Annotated in this window: 18 protein-coding genes and 1 tRNA gene; 10 read left to right on the forward strand and 9 right to left on the reverse strand. The window is 41.6% G+C overall.

The features are described from left to right. Positions 1-40: 40 nt before the first annotated feature. Positions 41-1,003, forward strand: a complete 963-nt coding sequence (locus ACFE93_RS19560; protein ID WP_375475337.1) for a M48 family metallopeptidase — start codon at positions 41-43, stop codon at positions 1,001-1,003. 128 nt (positions 1,004-1,131) lie between these two features. Here the strand turns inward: ACFE93_RS19560 and ACFE93_RS19565 are convergent, their stop codons facing one another. Together ACFE93_RS19565 and ACFE93_RS19570 are read right to left on the reverse strand one after the other, a co-directional pair. Then, on the reverse strand, positions 1,132-2,007 hold the full coding sequence (locus ACFE93_RS19565; protein WP_375475339.1) for a lysostaphin resistance A-like protein: 876 nt from the start codon (positions 2,005-2,007) through the stop codon (positions 1,132-1,134). Positions 2,008-2,155: 148 nt separating this feature from the next. Next, positions 2,156-2,593 (reverse strand): AbrB family transcriptional regulator, encoded by a 438-nt coding sequence (locus tag ACFE93_RS19570; protein ID WP_094350106.1) that lies wholly within the window; start codon positions 2,591-2,593, stop codon positions 2,156-2,158. A 148-nt stretch (positions 2,594-2,741) separates the two neighbouring features. On the opposite strand from ACFE93_RS19570, the gene ACFE93_RS19575 reads away from it, so the two are divergent. Further along, positions 2,742-2,903 (forward strand): hypothetical protein, encoded by a 162-nt coding sequence (locus ACFE93_RS19575; protein WP_375475341.1) that lies wholly within the window; start codon positions 2,742-2,744, stop codon positions 2,901-2,903. 1,162 nt (positions 2,904-4,065) lie between these two features. Then, positions 4,066-5,070: a succinate dehydrogenase/fumarate reductase iron-sulfur subunit gene (locus ACFE93_RS19580; protein ID WP_375475368.1), complete on the forward strand. Its 1,005-nt coding sequence runs from the start codon at positions 4,066-4,068 to the stop codon at positions 5,068-5,070. A gap of 65 nt (positions 5,071-5,135) precedes the next feature. On the opposite strand, the gene ACFE93_RS19585 is transcribed toward ACFE93_RS19580, so the two are convergent. The 4 genes from ACFE93_RS19585 to psbX form a co-directional block, all read right to left on the reverse strand. Beyond that, entirely contained in the window at positions 5,136-5,660 is a 525-nt protein-coding gene (locus ACFE93_RS19585; RefSeq protein WP_375475343.1) for a TolB family protein, read from the reverse strand. A 75-nt stretch (positions 5,661-5,735) separates the two neighbouring features. After that, on the reverse strand, positions 5,736-6,296 hold the full coding sequence (locus tag ACFE93_RS19590; protein ID WP_375475345.1) for a TolB family protein: 561 nt from the start codon (positions 6,294-6,296) through the stop codon (positions 5,736-5,738). Positions 6,297-6,343: 47 nt separating this feature from the next. Beyond that, positions 6,344-7,261 carry a Ycf66 family protein gene (locus tag ACFE93_RS19595; protein ID WP_375475347.1) on the reverse strand — a complete coding sequence of 306 codons (918 nt, stop codon included), beginning with the start codon at positions 7,259-7,261 and terminating at the stop codon, positions 6,344-6,346. A 248-nt stretch (positions 7,262-7,509) separates the two neighbouring features. After that, positions 7,510-7,629, reverse strand: coding sequence for a photosystem II reaction center X protein (gene psbX, locus ACFE93_RS19600; protein WP_099100805.1), 120 nt, complete (start codon positions 7,627-7,629; stop codon positions 7,510-7,512). Positions 7,630-7,934: 305 nt separating this feature from the next. On the opposite strand from psbX, the gene ACFE93_RS19605 reads away from it, so the two are divergent. Next, the gene (locus tag ACFE93_RS19605) at positions 7,935-8,222 is read left to right on the forward strand and encodes a YggT family protein (RefSeq protein ID WP_292862288.1); all 288 of its coding nucleotides are present in this window, start codon (positions 7,935-7,937) and stop codon (positions 8,220-8,222) included. A 143-nt stretch (positions 8,223-8,365) separates the two neighbouring features. Here ACFE93_RS19605 and accC read toward each other — a convergent pair whose 3' ends face one another. Beyond that, on the reverse strand, positions 8,366-9,709 hold the full coding sequence (gene accC, locus ACFE93_RS19610) for an acetyl-CoA carboxylase biotin carboxylase subunit (protein WP_375475350.1): 1,344 nt from the start codon (positions 9,707-9,709) through the stop codon (positions 8,366-8,368). A gap of 430 nt (positions 9,710-10,139) precedes the next feature. Here accC and ACFE93_RS19615 point away from each other — a divergent pair. The 6 genes from ACFE93_RS19615 to ACFE93_RS19640 all read left to right on the forward strand — a co-directional run bounded on the left by ACFE93_RS19615 (position 10,140) and on the right by ACFE93_RS19640 (position 16,030). After that, positions 10,140-10,220, forward strand: a tRNA-Leu gene (locus ACFE93_RS19615). Positions 10,221-10,420: 200 nt separating this feature from the next. Further along, complete coding sequence (locus ACFE93_RS19620) at positions 10,421-11,050, forward strand: chorismate lyase (RefSeq protein WP_375475352.1); 630 nt, start codon at positions 10,421-10,423, stop codon at positions 11,048-11,050. A 591-nt stretch (positions 11,051-11,641) separates the two neighbouring features. Continuing rightward, positions 11,642-13,411: a DUF3352 domain-containing protein gene (locus ACFE93_RS19625; RefSeq protein ID WP_375475354.1), complete on the forward strand. Its 1,770-nt coding sequence runs from the start codon at positions 11,642-11,644 to the stop codon at positions 13,409-13,411. 154 nt (positions 13,412-13,565) lie between these two features. Then, positions 13,566-14,627 (forward strand): c-type cytochrome biogenesis protein CcsB, encoded by a 1,062-nt coding sequence (gene ccsB, locus ACFE93_RS19630; RefSeq protein ID WP_375475356.1) that lies wholly within the window; start codon positions 13,566-13,568, stop codon positions 14,625-14,627. Positions 14,628-14,849: 222 nt separating this feature from the next. Next, positions 14,850-15,158 (forward strand): KGK domain-containing protein, encoded by a 309-nt coding sequence (locus tag ACFE93_RS19635; protein WP_375475358.1) that lies wholly within the window; start codon positions 14,850-14,852, stop codon positions 15,156-15,158. 152 nt (positions 15,159-15,310) lie between these two features. Then, complete coding sequence (locus ACFE93_RS19640) at positions 15,311-16,030, forward strand: Uma2 family endonuclease (RefSeq protein ID WP_375475360.1); 720 nt, start codon at positions 15,311-15,313, stop codon at positions 16,028-16,030. 71 nt (positions 16,031-16,101) lie between these two features. On the opposite strand, the gene ACFE93_RS19645 is transcribed toward ACFE93_RS19640, so the two are convergent. After that, positions 16,102-17,445, reverse strand: coding sequence for a TMEM143 family protein (locus tag ACFE93_RS19645; protein ID WP_375475362.1), 1,344 nt, complete (start codon positions 17,443-17,445; stop codon positions 16,102-16,104). Positions 17,446-17,782: 337 nt separating this feature from the next. Next, on the reverse strand, positions 17,783-18,195 hold a 413-nt coding region (locus ACFE93_RS19650; protein WP_375475364.1), incomplete at its 5' end, for a tetratricopeptide repeat protein.

Genomic DNA, 18,195 nt, shown 5'->3' on the forward strand with positions numbered 1-18,195 from the left:
AAACTAATGACCAATGACTAATCACCCAATATCCTAAATTATGCCAACTTATACAGGAATTTCCAGCGAAGCCTTTAGGCATCCACTAGATCGTCAAGCCGAGCAAGCTTTACGAAATTTACCAGGATTTGATTTAATCGCTCGTAAATTTGTGGAATTTATCTACGAACGCCCTCAATTAGTCTATCTAATGGGTAACACCATCCAAGTCGGGCCGCGTCAATATTCCACTATTTACCAGATGTTTCGGGAATGCGTCCGAGATTTGGACATTTACCCAGAACCAACACTGTTTGTCTCGCAAAATCCCCAAGCAAATAGCTATGCGCTGGGGCAAGAGAATCCTTACATAGTCATAAATACAGGGATACTAGACCTACTAGACGAAACCGAGATTCGGGCGGTGCTAGCCCATGAACTAGGGCATATTAAATGTGGTCATACTATTTTAATTCAAATGGCGATGTGGGCGATGAGTGCTGCTTCTGCCTTGGGAGAATTGACCTTTGGCATCGGTAATATTGTCACACAAGGCTTGATTTACGCCTTTTTTGAGTGGCGGCGCAAAGCCGAGTTATCGTCAGATCGCGCTGCACTACTAGTGATGGATGATTTGAATCCAGTAATGTCAACGATGATGAAACTTTCTGGCGGTAGTAACAAATATGCCAATGAGTGTAGTTTACAAGAGTTTATCAAGCAGTCAGAAAATTATCAGGCATTGGATGAGGATGGACTGAATCAGATATATAAATTCTTGATCTACAATGGCGCTCAGGGTATGATGTTGAGTCATCCTTTCCCTGTTGAACGCTTACATTACTTACGGTCGTGGGCAGTATCTGAAGAATATCAGCAAATTCGCCGAGGAAATTATCAGCGATCGCCTGCTTCCGGATCGGTAAATGTTTCAGCAGAATCTTCCGAAAATCAAACAGAAGTTTTACGCCGTCAAATTGAAGAATTACAACGAGAAATCGACAGAATCCGAAGGTCTGAGTAGTTTTGAGTACTAAATAAAGATTAGTAGAGTGGAATGGTATCTACTAAATCGTTGGATTTAGATCCCCAACTTTTTCGAGAAGTCGGGGATCTGCGTTAACATACATCTTCTATGGAAAATTAAAATACTTAAGAGTTGAACCAAATAATTACTCCAGTTCCCAATATACAAATAATTCCCGCCAAGCCAGCTAGGGGTTTCTTATTTTTACCTGTGAACCATTCAGAGACTTTACCTGTGTAAGTAATTAGTTGTGCTGTATCTATGGTAGCGATCGCCCATACCCATCCCGCGTGCAATCCCCAAGCTAAACCCAAATTACCACTTGTAGCAAAGCGTGCTAACACCAACACCATTCCCATCAGCCACAATCCAGGAAGTTGGGGTGCGGTTTCGCGTTGCTCCCAAACCAAGTGTAACAAGGCAAAAATCAAGCTAGAAATTGCTGCTGCTACCCAAACTGGGTAATCCTGCGCTAATTCTGTGAACAGGAAACCACGAAAAACTAACTCTTCTATCCCAGCGACTAACAACGCTATCAAGAAAATCGGTAGCAAGATGGGTAATACTAATTTGAAATTCGACTTCTCAAAAGAACACCAACCTAACCCGGATTGCCCACTAAATACAATAGCTAGACTCAGCACTCCCAAACTAAAACCTAGTGCTAAAAAACCAAGAGTTGAAAAATTGGCAACAAAGCCGTAATCTGAAAAAGATTTATTAGTCAACCAAACAACTCCCCAGAGAATCAGGGGAGCTAATAGGTAAAGTGACACCAATAACGGAATTTTTTGTTCTGGCTGTAAAGGTTTAGGAGGTTGCCAATTAAGCAATATTGCTGATACTGTTGCTACTGGCAACCAGCAAACTATCCAGCAAACAAAAAATGCCGTCACTATAACTAGTGCCGGTGCATTTTTTATAAACGCCAGTAAGACGTTGACCGAAGACTCAAAGAAAGTTATCAAAATAAACAAAAAAACACGATAGACTTCTTGCATTATAGATTTCTTGCTGATTAATCAAGACTCTACTAAATTTGGTGACTTCTGCAAGGGGTCTAATCGTATTTTTTACTTGGCTACCAATTTGCTGTCGGGGTAAGGACAAGTTATCATCACCTGAAATTTATCCCTACCATCAGCAAATTTACTCTTCGTCTTCTAAATCTTCGTCTGATTCGTCAGAATCTATATCTTGTGAGGTTAGTTTTTTATCACTTTCACCTAGTTGAATCAGGTGAATATGTTTGTATCCCAGCCTAATTTCAAACTCATCTCCAGCCTTCAAGCCCATTGCTTTGGTATATGTAGCACCAATTACAATCTGACCATTTTGATGGACACTAACCCGATATGTCGGTTCACGACCACGACCATCTTTAGGTGCTTCTGGACTTAGAGGAATTCCCCTAGCAGAAAGCAAAGCGTCATAAAAATCGGTGAGATTGACACGAACCTGATTATTCTTAGTAACAGTGTAATAGCCGCACTGTTTAGCTCTTTCTCGGCGTGGTAATGTGGAAAGTTCTTTTACTTTAGCAAGTAGTGCTTTTCCAGTTAATGGCGCGGTTGCAGTTTCAGTCATTATGCTCAAATTTTCCTTACTCTCTCCAAACTGATAAACGATGTAGTCTCATGCCAGCATTTAATTTTTTAGCATTTGCATAGAGCTACTGAAGACCCTAGTGTAACGGGTGAATTCCTGCCGATAGGAGCCAAAAGCACTTCTATATATGGTTGTCCACAACCAACTAGAGGCCATAGTTGCCACAGACATTAATTTTGACGATGTTACGGCACTTTTAACCATTATTCGCCATCAGAAAGAAAACTATTTTCTCCTTTGGCGCTACTGTAGCGGTGTAACTTTCAGCCACCTTTACAAATGGGGTTAGGTTCTACTGCAAATAAGTTGTAGACCCAAATAATTGCAGGTTTTTCACTTTCAGTGCTTGCCTTTCTTGCCAATGAGCAAGTAGAGTTTTCTCCACTCGTCCTCTCAAGCTTAGGACAGCATAGTATTTCAATAGAGTCCTACGGGCATACACCCTTTTGTCCTACCAGTAGAGACGCGAATTTTCTTGTCTCTACATTACGAATCAACAAAGCAGAATTAACCGCGCTGATACGGCTATTGATTCTGGTTTTGTTACTTCGTAATTTTATATTAAATACTAGCATGGACTAATAATAGCAAAATAGTTGTTTAATTTTGAATTAAAGTTGCTAGTAAATTTTTATTTAAATTCCTGGACTTAAAGAAGAAAAAAGTAGTGACTATTTTCTTAACCCTTTATTGCAAGCGCGAGGATTGCTATCTGAATTTTATAAAAATTTATATAATTGAGACGAGCAGTTTTGACCAATGAGTTCGATCCCATATTTACTTGATTGAGAGCAAGCCAAAAAGCGAAAAGTCTCGCACCTCCGGGTTTCGCGGTGCTCTAACTTTTCTTTGAAAGTGGTGAGGATTTTTCCTTGGTTTATTATCTTCAGGTCAAAAGCGATCAGAAGATTTTGCACGTCTGTCTATGGGAAGAACAAATCTCTTAACATCTGCCTAGTACTTGATTGCCACTACTATATATTAAACATGGGCTTTCACACTTCTATATAATCAAAAAATTCTGCCTTCGCTACCACTTGACGGAATTTTACTGTCAGGACTGCTTGACTCAAGTTGACATCAAGACGTGTTGCTAACCTCACATGCATTTCATTTGTATACGATCGCTAAGTCAAAGATAAACTTAAGTTACTTTTCAAGCAAACTCTCTTTCCTTTACATTCCCAAACAAGTGAATTCAATGCAAAGCTACGATTACATTTTTGGCGTTTTAACTCAGAATCTGACAAAAATCTTGCCTACAACGCTACTACAAGTAAAATTTTAATGGTTATCCTTAAACTAGAAGTCAGTCGCCCTTTAATCGTCAGCCTATCAACACTAGAGTTTGAATTAGGGGCGAAAAAGTATAACTCACTTTTTGCAACTACCTGCTTTAACTCATGATTGTTGAGGCTGGTGAAGTAATTTTAAAATTTTGGTTAGTAGTTATGGAAGTTATTTTTAAGGTCATTCGACAGCAACAAAATTCCTCCCCTGTTGTGCAAACCTACCTTGTGGAGGCCGAACCAGGTAATACAATCTTGGATTGCCTCAATCATATTAAGTGGGAGCAAGATGGAACTTTGGCATTTCGCAAAAATTGCCGCAATACTATTTGTGGTAGTTGTGCTATGCGAATTAATGGGCGTTCGGCTTTAGCTTGTAAAGAAAATGTTGGGAGTGAACTTGCCAGATTACAACAAATACCATCATCCCAAAGTAAAGTAAATGCTATTGGTGAAATCACGATCGCGCCTCTTGGCAATATGCCCGTGATTAAAGATTTGGTTGTAGATATGAGCAGTTTCTGGAATAATTTAGAGGCAGTTGCCCCTTATGTGAGTACGGCAGCACGACAAGTACCAGAAAGAGAGTTTTTGCAAACACCACAAGAGCGATCGCGCCTCGATCAAACTGGTAACTGTATTATGTGCGGTGCTTGTTACTCTGAATGCAACGCTCGTGAAGTTAATCCAGACTTTGTTGGCCCCCATGCCCTTGCCAAAGCTTACCGAATGGTAGCAGACTCCCGCGATAGCGATACCGAAAATCGTTTAGCAAGCTATAACGAAGGTACTAAAGGCGTATGGGGTTGCACCCGTTGTTTGTACTGCGATTCTGTTTGTCCAATGGAAGTTGCACCATTAGAACAAATCACCAAAGTTAAACAAGAAATTCTCACCCAGAAACAAACCAGTGATAGCCGTTCAATTCGTCACCGGAAAGTATTGGTGGATTTAGTTAAAGAAGGTGGTTGGATTGATGAACGTCAATTTGGTTTACAAGTAGTTGGTAACTACTTTCAGGATTTAAAAGGATTACTCAGTCTTGCACCCCTCGGTTTGCGGATGATCCTTCGGGGTAAGTTTCCCCTATCATTTGAAGCTTCAGAAGGGACGCAACAAGTGCGATCGCTCATTGAATCTGTTCAACAAGTAGAAAACAAAACTTAAAAGTGAAAAGTTAGGAGTTAGGAATTTTAACTCTTCACTCCTAACTCCTAACTTCTAACTGTAGTTCAACGCGGTTCTTGAGGTATATTCAACGGTTGTCCGTAACGGTCATATACTAAAACATCCCACTGACCATTGTTACTAGACTCAAAAGCAATCCTGCTACCATCAGCGCTAATTGTAGGGTTACGGACTTCTGATTGCAGGTTGTTGGTTAAATTCCGCGATTGGCGTGTTTCTCGGTCGTAGAGAAAAATAGCCGATCGCCCCTGACGGCTAGCAGCAAACACAATATAACGACCATCTTGTGAAACGCTAGGATGATTTGCGATCGCATCAAAGGAATTTAAACCTGGCAAATCAACCAAATCACGAGTTACCGTATCAAACATATAAACATCTTGGCTACCGCGTCGATCAGTAATAAAAACAATGTATCTCCCAGAAATTTGGGGGTTTAATTCCGACGCTAAACTATTGAGACTCCGACCTCCCGGATCAAAGGGATAACTCAAAATCCGAGGGTAGCCAAAACACCCAGTCAATAAATTTAAACAGAAAAATACAGGTACAAAAAAAATACGTTTCATATATTGGGCATGGGGCATTGGGCATTGGACATTAATTATTCTCCCTCATCTCCCTGCTCCCCTGCTCTCTGCCTTCTACGGAGGTGAACCCACAGTTGCACCATTGGGAATATCTAACTCAATATTTGGCCCTCGGTCTAGGACTTCAATATCCCACTGACCACGAGTGGCGGTTTCAAAGACAACATAACGTCCATCTGGACTAATATTTGGTTTTCTAACCCAGCCGCGATAAATTGGTGTGACGATTTGTGACTGTTGCGTAGCGCGATCGTAAAGCGCTACCACTGGTCTACCTTGATCGCTAGTAAGATAAGAAATATAACGCCCGGTGTAGCTCAAACTAGGAGTTTCGGCAATTGTCTCTTGTCGGTTTATGCCTGGTGTGCTAATAAACAGTTGCCTTTCTAAGTCGTACATTAGTAGCTGCTGATTACCATTCCGATTAGATACAAACGCTAAAAAGCGCCCATTTCCACTCAAAGCAGGTTGCTCTTCAGTGTAGCGACTGTTAAGAGAAGTAGGCCCTATGGGAATATCGTTAGAACCACAGGATACAAGCAAACTTGTTAAACCAAAAACCAGGCTCCAATGAATTGGTCTTTGGAGCCAAAATGTAGGCGTAAATTTTTCCACCTCAACTGTTTTCCGTCGCCTCTAAACCTAATTGCACGCCAACTGTTTTAAACATTGTCATCAAAATCGCTCAAATTATCTGACCCCTCATTTGGTTTTTCAATTGGGTTGTATGGCACATAATCAGTTGGGATCGCATCATCATCTTCGCGCGGTCTTCGAGAAGTTGAGTCAGTGGGCGGACGACGCCTTCTCGGTCTGGGAGAAACATCATCTTCACGACTTTCGGGACGCTGTGACCCGTTATTACTACGGCGAGAAGGTTTTCTAACTTCCCCACCCGAATTTTCCCAATCATCAACTTGTCTAGATGAAGAATCCCAGTTCTCTTCTTCAAAGCTTTCAGAAGGGCGATTTACAGGACGCCCAGAAGTCCGCCGACGCGTTCTATCAGATGGAGCCTGTTTTTCACTACTGCTGCTGTTGCGGCGTTCTGTACGACGGGGGGGTTGTTCCTGATAGTAGTCATCACGAGTTGAAATCTCATCCCTGCTACCGCGAATCCGGGCACGCACTGGGCGTTCTTCCTCGTCTTCATAAGGCAATGGATCTAAGTCTGCCTCCATTTCAGCCTGATATTTGCTGCGATTATTGTACGAATAGCGATCGCTAACCGGTCGATCTTCGTCCACAATCGGAGTGTTGCGCTTTGCTTGCTGGGTAGCTATACTCCGCAGACGAATACTTTCAACTGCAAAAAACACAGTTGTGCCAACTAAAAGCAGTTGACCAAATTGTAAAATCGGGTCTAGCCGCCATCCTTGAAAGACAAGAATGAAGCCGCAAAGCAAGCCGACTGCTGCAAAAAAGATATCTTGATCCCGTGACAATTCTGGGCGCACAGTGCGGAGAAAATACAGTGCTGCCCCAGCCACAGCTAGGAAAATTCCTAGAATACTGGCTGAGTTTGCCCCAAAATTTACCTGAGCCAGAAAACTGGCTGAGTTCAGCCCAAAATTTATCATTGCTGTTTTCCCAATATCAAATCTATGTTAGCGAGTCACAATTAAAATCACTACTCTAATTAGTCACAATATATTGAAGCTTCAAAGCCTCTGGTAAAGAAGCTCTGAAGCTATTCACCGAAAAGTAAAAACGTCTATGTCTATCATCTACAACTGCCACCAGCCACAGTTTATGCTGCTTTTGGTGAAATAAATGTAGATAACTGACAAACTATCGATTATGAGAGTTAATTTAACTCTCATAAGCATTATGAACGCTGTATTTTATCTTTTTGGCTAATGAAAACTAGACCAACTGTAACGGGTATCACAACAATTGCTGTACCCCATAGCAGACTCCAAAGAAAATTTGCTAAAGAAGGCGTCATACTTCTCAACCTTTTTTTACACACTTCATCCTAATTTTAATAGTGTATTACTTTCTTGAGAAGCCTCTAACTCTGAACTGCTAAACTTGGTAACTGCTTTCACCATTTGTTGAGTTAACCGCGTCAGCAAGTTCGCTTTTCTATTTCAGAAGGAAATGACAGCATTTAGTTAAAATGATGATCGCAGTGCTTTACAAAGCTTAAAGTTTCCTGGCGATGTCTACGACGGGCGTAGATGCAGCAAAGCGAAGCTTGGCGGCGCCTAAGTTTTTTCTTTCTTTACAGATAGATAGTACCTGAAACCGATGACTGGTGTTAACCTGACTGCTTGGATTCTTGGCCCTGTGTTAGGGGTAATGACATTCTTATTTATATTTCGTATCATTCTCACTTGGTATCCGCAAGTGGATTTGAATCGGTTGCCCTTTAATTTAATAGCTTGGCCCACTGAGCCATTTTTAATACCTTTGCGAAAGCTGGTGCAACCTATTGGTGGGGTAGACATTACACCTATTATTTGGGTTGGTATCTTCAGCTTGCTACGAGAAATTCTGCTAGGTCAACAAGGATTGCTGACTATGCTATCTCGGTGAATTAAAAATGGGGCATTGAGGAGCTAGTGCGTTGGGCGGCTTTGCCGACTTGAAGCAACTGGCGTCATTGGGTACAAGAGGCAGAGGGGCAGAGGGGAAAAACTTACTGCAACTGCTCCCCTGCTCTCCGACTCCCCACTCCCCTAACCGTTCATTTCCTGCACAAAATTTGTATAGACATTACCCTGCCAAAACTGTGGAGTTTCCATAATTTTTTGATGAAACCCGATGGTGGTAGGTAGTCCAGTAATGGCGCATTCTCGTAGTGCGCGTTTCATACGGTTAATAGCAGTGGGTCGATCTGGCGCCCAAACGATTAACTTGCCGATCAAGGAATCGTAGTAGGGTGGGATTTGATAATCTGTATAAACGTGGGAATCAATCCGCACACCAGGGCCTCCGGGGGGCAGATAGCTACTGATCCGTCCAGGAGAAGGGCGAAAGTCATGATCGGGATCTTCAGCGTTGATTCGGCATTCGATCGCATGACCTCGTAATACTACTTGCTCTTGGGTAAGCTTGAGTCTTTCACCTTGAGCAATGCGAATTTGTTCGGCAACTAAGTCTATACCAGTAATCATTTCTGTTACAGGATGTTCTACTTGAATCCGGGTGTTCATTTCCATAAAGTAGAATTTACCGGATCGATCCAAGAGAAACTCAATAGTACCCGCCCCACTATAGTTAATGAATTGAGCAGCTTTGACAGCAGCTTGTCCCATTTTCTCACGCAGGTCTTGGTCGAGAGCTGGACTGGGTGCTTCTTCTAGTAGCTTTTGATTCCGGCGCTGAATTGAGCAATCGCGTTCGCCCAAGTGGATGACATTACCGTAGTTATCCGCCAAAATTTGAAATTCGATGTGGCGGGGACGCTCAATAAATTTTTCTATGTAAACGCCAGAATTGCCAAAAGCTGCTCCTGCTTCGCCTTGGGCTGCGAGGAAAAGTTTGACAAATTCGTCTTCAGAACGAACTAGGCGCATACCCCTTCCACCGCCACCTGCTGTAGCTTTGATCATTACTGGATAACCGATATCCTTGGCGAATCCTAATCCTTCTTGCTCGGATTCTACCAATCCCTCAGTACCTGGTACCGTTGGTACTCCAGCTTTTTGCATGGTTTCTTTGGCAGTAGATTTATCGCCCATCCGTCTCATAGCTTCTGGAGTTGGGCCGATAAAAGCAATATGATGGTCGGCACAAATTTCCGCAAATCGGGCATTTTCTGCCAAAAAACCATAGCCTGGATGAATGGCAGTAGCATTGCGCGTTAATGCAGCAGCAATAATATTGGGAATATTCAAATAACTTTTACCGCTAGCAGGTTCGCCAATGCAAACCGTTTCATCAGCAAGTTGGACGTGCAGAGCATTACGGTCAACGGTGGAGTGAACCGCAACTGTGGCAATTCCCATTTCTTCACAGGCGCGGAGAATGCGAAGGGCGATTTCTCCCCGATTGGCAATTAATATTTTGTCAAACTTCATTTTTTAGTTTCGATATCATTACCAGTAGATTGACATTTTCTGCGATCCAACTTGAAATAACGCTTCCGCATTATTTCAAATTATCACAGGAGATTTGCCACCCTGATTCTAAGCAAACTTGCATATTGCAGGCTTGCTGCCTCTACGGGTCTTACTACACTAACAACATTGCTGCTGTAAGTCTTGGCTAGACTATCAAGCTGGGCTTTTGCGCCCAATAGCCCGTCGTAGACATCGCCATAGCGGGGGTTACGCCATCGACCCCGCCGAACACAGTAGCTATACCCTTTTCAATATCACTTGTACAGCTGCTAAATTTCTGTCAGTCTGATACCGCCTTGAGAAAATTTATATTTTTGAGCAACTGAATTTAGATATCACCTTACTATAATTACTTTGTTATGTTATAGTCTATGTTTAGACAAACCATGCGGATGTGGCGGAATTGGTATACGCGCACGCTTGAGGTGCGTGTGGCTTTGCCTTGCGAGTTCGAGTCTCGCCATCCGCATTTTTGCTTGTTTAAGCATGGGGTCAATAGTTATAGGTCAAAAAACCTTAGACTATTGACCCTTAAATATAAGTTTGCAGTGATGACTTTAGTCTTTTTCCTAAGCACTTCACTAGTTACTACATACTAAGCAAAGTTGCCTTGTCAAAGTACTAGTTCTTTATGCTTTTATAGAAATAGGTGAAGTTTTGTAAAAAGCATTGACTATTACTTTTACGCCGACAAACAATCTAACATCGCCACCAGCTTGGCATCGCCTCACTCCGATTTGGCAAGGAGGGGAGGAAATAATTCAACAAAGTTTACCTCACACTCAGTTGGCACCTGCATGGCAGCTAATGCTTTTGGGTGACGGCTCTCCAACACGTCACTTAGAATTACTCACAGGTGAGGCTGTAGAAGTAGATGTTATTGATATGTCATTGATTGGCATCGATTTGGATGCTGCTCCTGAGTTAATCCAAGCTGTCCCAGAACCGCGATTACGGCGACAAGTATGGCTGCGTACCGCTTCTGGTCAACGATTAGCCTATGCTACTTCGTGGTGGGAAGCCAGTCATGTCGATGAATATTTACAAAACCGTTCATTACCAATTTGGGCAAGTTTAGCTCGTCTTCGCACAGAATTGTATCGGGATGTTCGAGGAATTTACTACGGTGACTCATTGGCACTAGAGTCTGGTTTTGGTGTAACTGGGCCTTTTTGGGGTCGCCACTACTTGTTTTGGCATCATGGGCAGCCACTTACATTAATTTATGAAGTTTTTTCACCTTATTTAACTAAATATCTAGGGCCAATGCAGTTGAGTGCTGTTAATGCTGAGGCATAGTAAGTAGGTCGGCGTCAAAATTTATCGTTGGGATAAGGCAGGAGGCAGGAAGGAAAAGGGTTTTAGTCCAGTTTATCTTTCTTCACATAGTTTGGTTTTATTGTGGCAACTTAACTTATTATTTAAAAGTTTTTTATCTTTTGCAGTGCGCCTCAAAGTATGGAAATTTTGCACTAATGACTTTGAACCTATGTAAAATACCGGACATTTGATCTTGCTTAGATTGAGTGAATACCAAAGATGGAAGCTATCTAAATAGAAGGTAGTGTAAGTTACAGATTACTTGCAGCTTTTTCAAGTTAGTTATATCCTCAAAGTGCTTGAAATGCAGGATGTTAACTTTCGGAGACTTTCCGAAACAGACAGCCGTTTAAAGGAGTGTCCTGCGAAATTCAACAAAGCGTGTTAAAAAAGGTAACTAACCACTAAAACACCGCTTTGAAACAGTAGAGAAGGTTGATTACGAAAATATCATCAATGTCTATGGTGGAGAAATTTATCAAGTTAACTGCCTTAGATCGCAAGAAACTTTTTGGTTGACTTAACCAATTCAGCAAGTAATGAGTTTGCAAATATGAGGTATAGGTTTCAATGGCACTGCCTCTTGTGTCTGTTCCGATGAAGAAAAATAAGAAACCGTCTCTGGTGCTGACGATCTCGGCTGCTGGGTTATTGATTGGTGCGGGGAGTGTAGCCTACTGGTTGTTAGCCCAAAGACAAACATCTTCTAGCGATTTGCTAGTAGGTGCAAATATTATTCCTGGTGATGCCCTGTTTGCGGTTTCCTTAACAACAGATCCCCAGCAGTGGCAAAAATTGCGACAGTTTGGGACAAAAGAAACCCAAACAGAACTGGACAAAAATTTAGTCCAGTTACGCGATCGCTTTCTGACTAATAATGGTTATGACTTCCAGAAAGATATCGCTCCTTGGGTAGGCGATGATGTGACGATCGCAATTCTTGCCCCAGCAACAGGGAATAAACCTGCACCCAAACCAGTTACCACCAATGAAAATGCTGCCAGCGATCAGCAGTCGATGGTAATGGTATTGCCAGTGAAAAACCCAGAAATCGCCAAAAGTATTTTGGCACAACCCAAAACCCTTAAACAAGGCAAATGGAGCGATCGCACTTATCAAGGGATCGCCATTAAACAAAGTCAGGGACAAGCAGGGCAAAACTTCTCGGCTGCATTACTAGATGGGCGTTTTTTAGTCATAACTGATAGTCCTAAAGCCACAGAACGAGCGATCGACGCCTACAAACATCAAACATCTCTAGCCACAACAGGCGGTTTTACTGAGAATTTCCCGAAAATTGCCAACTACCAACCCTTTGCCCAGTTTTATGTGAATGTGCCAACAGCTGCGAAAATAGCCGCAGCTTCTCCAAATCGCCCTTTACCTGCTCAAGTTTTGGCTCAACTGCAAAATAACCAAGGTTTAGCAGGGACAATAACCTTAGAGTCAGAAGGAATCCGCTTCAAGGGCGTTTCTTGGTTAAATCCTAATAGTCAACGTGTGTTGGTGGTGGAAAACAAAGCTGGGAAAATGCAAAGCCGCATACCCGCGGAAACCTTAATGATGCTTACTGGTGGTAACTTACAGAGGTTGTGGAGAGACTATGTTTTAACATCTCAAGGAAATCCTTTATCACCGATCGCACCAGAACAGATCAGAGGTGGTATAAAATCTCTTACCGATCTCGATTTAGAGAAGGATTTACTTAGTTGGATGAAAGGGGAGTTTTCATTATCAGTGATTCCTGCTACTCCAAAAGAAGGTTCGCCAAATGATTTTCGTGCGGGTTTTCTGTTCATGGTACAGACAAGCGATGCCTATAGTGGGCAAAGCCTACGCAAATCTGCTGAAGCATCCATCAGTAAACTGGATGAAGTGATGAAAAATCAATACCAGTTTCAAGTGCAACCGGGGAAAGTCGCAGGTCAACCCGTTGTTAACTGGGTATCACCTTATGGTACGTTAACTGCAACCCACGGTTGGTTAGATGGAGATGTGGCTTTTCTGATAGTGGGCGCTCCGATCGCGGATAAAATTGTTCCCAAACCTAATTACACATTAGCTGGCACTCTTCCCTTCCAACAAACAGTTCCTACAGAACCCAATCCGACGAATGGTCAATTTTTCCTGGATGTGGAACGAACTGTGAAAAATTTCCCTTTACCAACTCTAATTCCCAATCAAGAAACTTTGCTAGATGCAACGCGCTCAATTGGGATGACATCTGCCGTCAGCGACAATCGCAGTAACCGTTACGATATTTTTATCGAACTTAAAAAAGTTACTAACGCGACTACATTACCTAGTCCAGAAGGGAGTAAGAGTAACTCTGTTAGATAGGGAAGCAGGGGAGCAGGGGAGAAGTTGCAGTAAGTTTTTCCCCTCTGCCCCTTTGCCTCTTGTACCCAATCCCCCATTCCCGATTCCCCTTTAAACATATAGGATCAAAACAGTCAGAATCGATATTTTAAATTATCCACGGAGAGAACACTTTATGAATTTGGTTGTACTCCAGAACTGGCTGGACAATGCGTCCTTTGCCATATTATTCCTAACAATGCTGGTGTATTGGGGAGGAGCGGCTTTTCCAAATCTGCCTTATCTAGCCGCTTTGGGGACAGCTGGGATGGCGATCGCAAATTTGTGCATTGCTACTCTACTAGGGGCACGATGGATCGAAGCTGGTTATTTTCCCTTAAGTAATCTCTATGAATCTTTGTTTTTCTTAACTTGGGGAATTACCGCAGTTCATCTAATTGCTGAAAATAGTAGCCGTAGCCGCTTAGTAGGAGTTGCGACAGCTCCAGTGGCAATGGCGATCGCAGCTTTTGCTACCATGACACTACCATCCCAGATGCAAGCGTCAGAACCCTTAGTACCTGCCTTAAAGTCAAATTGGCTGATGATGCATGTCAGCGTCATGATGTTGAGTTATTCTGCTTTGATGGTGGGTTCATTATTAGCGATTGCTTTTTTAATTGTCACTCGCGGTCAAAATATCCAACTACAAGGCAGTTCTGTTGGTACTGGTGGCTATCGCAGCAACGGCTACCGCTTGCACAAAGCCACTGAACTAATTTCTCAACCACCAACCCCTACTGTCGAAAATAACGGCTTTGCTCGTTTTGAAACTAGTAGTAATGGCAACAGTAACGGTAACACTGCTGTTTTGAATTTAGTAACTACCCCTGAATCCCAAGCCGTAGCATCTGCTGAACCTCTTTCACTCCAGCGCCTTAGCCTTGCCGAAACCCTCGACAACATCAGCTATCGCATCATCGGATTAGGATTTCCCCTGTTGACAATTGGCATCATTGCCGGTGGCGTTTGGGCTAACGAAGCCTGGGGTTCCTACTGGAGTTGGGATCCGAAAGAAACTTGGGCATTAATCACCTGGCTAGTATTCGCCGCCTACCTTCACGCCAGAATTACTCGCGGTTGGCAAGGGCGTCGTCCGGCAATTTTAGCCTCCGCCGGCTTGCTTGTTGTTTGGGTTTGCTATCTCGGTGTGAATCTTTTGGGTAAAGGTTTACATTCTTACGGTTGGTTTTTCTAAGAACCGTTTAAATAAAACTATCCCACCCGCGCTGCCGCGCACCCTCCCCTTGATAAGGGGAGGGTTGGGGAGGGGTAACGCGAGAATTATAGGCTAATTTACCGGAGATCAAATTATTACTGAATTGTTATTTAAGCAGCACTAAATCTATAAAATCATCATTTTATTTCGGATGAACTGTTATATCTCTGGAAAATATAGATTTATTGACAGGAGATTTTTATGGAAGATGGATTCGAGAGACTAAATCATGATGAAGTTGTGTCTATACAACCAGACACTTTTAATAAGTTAAATATTGCTAAAACCTTTAAAGTCCGTGATTTGATTACAGCAATTAAGGAATATGTTGGAGCAGAAGAAACAGATGAAGTAAATTTGTATACCCAAGGATTAAATTGTGAAGTTTTACAATTTAGTACTTTGGGATGGAAAAAAGGAAAAGTTAGACTTGCTTTAGAATTTTGCCCTGATGAATCTGAGTCACCACTTGATGAAATTTTTCAAAAACTTAAACAAGTGGAAAACTAATACCCAATGATCAAAAGAACCCCGACTTCTTGAAGGAGTCGGGTATCTGAGCCTCTTGATGTTTGCAAATAAAATTAGGATGTGCTGAATTGCTATCAAAATTAATTAAGAAAATAAGGATGTACTAACAACTGAAAAACGGTAAACCTATCATGCTAAATTACGATCCATTAGCTTGTTTGCCCTCATCTGAGGAACTGCCCGACTCTGACGATACCCCAGTGGATAACGAATTACAAAATATAATTCCAGGTTTACTCAAAGTTATCTTAGCGATGGTTTGGGCAGAACGCATGGATTGGTATTTTGGTATAGATATGGGGATTTATCATGATCCAGATTTACCAGCGATAGTCCCAGATGGATTTTTGAGTTTGGGGGTAGAGCGATTTTACGATCAAAACCTCCGCCTCAGTTATGTGCTTTGGGAAGAAAAGAGAGTACCGATATTAGCGCTGGAGGTAATGTCTCAGACATATCGTGGTGAGTACTCAACCAAGAAAGCAGAGTATGCAAGATTGGGGATTTTGTATTATGTGGTTTACAATCCATTTCGTCACCGTAAGCCACGTTTAGAAGTTTACAAATTAGTTAATAATGTTTATGAATTTCAAGATGGTAATCCTGTTTGGCTAACAGAGATTGGTTTAGGAATTGGCATGGAACAAGGAACTTATCTAGGTATTCCACGCGAGTGGTTGTATTGGTATAACCAGCAAGGACAAAGGTTTTTAACACCAGAAGAAGAAAAAAAACTTGCTCAACAACAAACACAGCAAGCACAGCAAGAAGCTCAACAAGCACGACGACTTGCTGAATTATTAGCAGAACAGTTGCGATCGCTTGGTGTAGATCCTGATTCTCTCATCTGAATTGCTCTGAAGATTCATCAATGAACTCAAAGGTACAAATTAAAAGATGTACAGATAACCGAGAGACTAAACTACAAGATTATCCCGTTATATTGAAACGCATTATCCCAAACATAATCAATCACTGCTTTCGCATCATCCAAGGGTAGAACGTGACATGCTCCTTGGCGATCATAGGCTAGTAAAGGGATTTTTGGTACATTGTCTGTTGTTTTGCTATTTTGAGTTACTTGACCACGAATATCTTCTAAATTGCTTAGAGGCCCTTGAATATCAAAGTTAATCTTCGTGCCTAATTTATTGTCTATCCAAGTTTCGATGCGAGAATCTAATTGTTGAGGAGTTAATGGTGTAGGGCTAGTAAGTAAATGATAGTATGCCAGAATAATTTCCTTACATTCTTCTTCTTCTGCTAATTCCATAAACATTTGAAAAACACTATGATTGTTAGCTAAATTCTTAAAAAATAGCGTATCAGTTACAATTTTCTGAAACTTAATTTTTTTATTTTTATAATTATTGTATTGCGTAAAGGCAAATCCACCCAAAGCGATCGCTAATGATAAAGCTGCCACCAAGACGGGCATAAAATTTCTGACTTTATCCAACTCTACATTTAATGATTCAACCAAAAAAGTAACATTTAGTACTAGTAAGATTGCAGCAACTAGCAATAATAAATTCGGCAATGTTCTTAATAGCAAAGGAATTGCCGCGCCTATTGCCGGAATTCCAAATAGTAACCGATCTTTCCAGGTCATACTTGTTTTTACATTGGGAAAGATTAAGTCAACATCTAGTTTTGGAATATTTTTGTAGAAGTAAACATACATCTTACCGGGAATGAATTTTAATTCTTGGATATTGCCTTTCTTCGCCCGAAAGTAAGCTGCTTCTTTGAACTTGACTAATAAAACAATCCGTTCAAAAATATCAATCGTCTTTTCTTCTTGCCAAAAGAAGAATTTTTTTACCGAAATTTTTTTATAACTATCACCTCGGTAATAACAGATCAAGCGGTCAAAATCCTCAAAATTTACTTGAGTTTTCAATTCAATTAGAGATTTGGTTGCCAGCGCTCGTTTTAAAATCGATTCAGACAAAAGAATATAATTAGCTCTTTCGACAATATGCCCAAAGGCTTCAACTACTTTCAACTCCATGTCATCATATTGCTCGAATGTTGGTGGAGTTATTGGTTGAATCTCTGCATTAGGGTTAAAGGGAACGTAGTTATCTTTGATAACTTCTAAGGTTTTGTGGAAGCGAAAGTGATAGTATGCAATGAGGATTTGGCAGAAATCTTGAAATTTTTTGACATCAGCTTCATCTAGCTGACCGTCTTGCAGGCAAAGTTTGATAATATCACTGCGAGTGTAGGGAATAAACGCTTCTCTATTTTCGGAAACAGCCATGTTCAAAGATGAATCAGAATCTAACTAGGGTTTGCCACATCCCACGAAAACGGCGACCATGAGACATTATGTCTTCATTGGCAACTAAATTCTAGTATCTTGGGTGGTAAATCTAATAGTTTTTTCCTGAGCCCAGGGAAAAAGTAAGTAGGGATATTTGCTTTGCCTTGCACATCTCCAATGCGTTCTATTATTTTCAAAGACTCATTCACGAGTATCAAAGCCTTATTACAGCAGTTTTCATTTACTTAAATTACACTCTTGCTTTCTTCTTTACGCCTTTGCACCTTTGCGTGAGACAAAAATCTTTCAGTAATTACGAATTACGCATTACGAATTACGAATTATGAATACGCATTACCCTATCAAGACTTGCACTCACACTTTCAGCATCCGGTGACTTCAATCGTTGCAAAATCTCTAAAGCTGGTTGCAAATAGGATATCGCTTTAGTGTATTCACCCTGCTGTTCTGCCAAATCTCCTAAGCACCATAGAGTCATTGCTTGAGTTCGGACATCTCCAATGTGTTCAGTTATTTCCAAAGACTGATTAAAAAGTGCGATCGCTTCATCCACATCTCCTTTGTTGACGTAGATACTTGCCAGTTGGTGCAATGTCGCCGCTTTGCCTTGGACATTACCAGTGCGTTCATCAATTTCAAGAACTTGATTGTAGAGTGCCATCGCTTCATCCACATCCCCTTTATTGGCGTAGATCATTCCCAAACAGTGCAACGTCGCCGCTTTGC

Source organism: uncultured Nostoc sp. (assembly GCF_964247315.1).
Taxonomy (GTDB): domain Bacteria; phylum Cyanobacteriota; class Cyanobacteriia; order Cyanobacteriales; family Nostocaceae; genus Nostoc.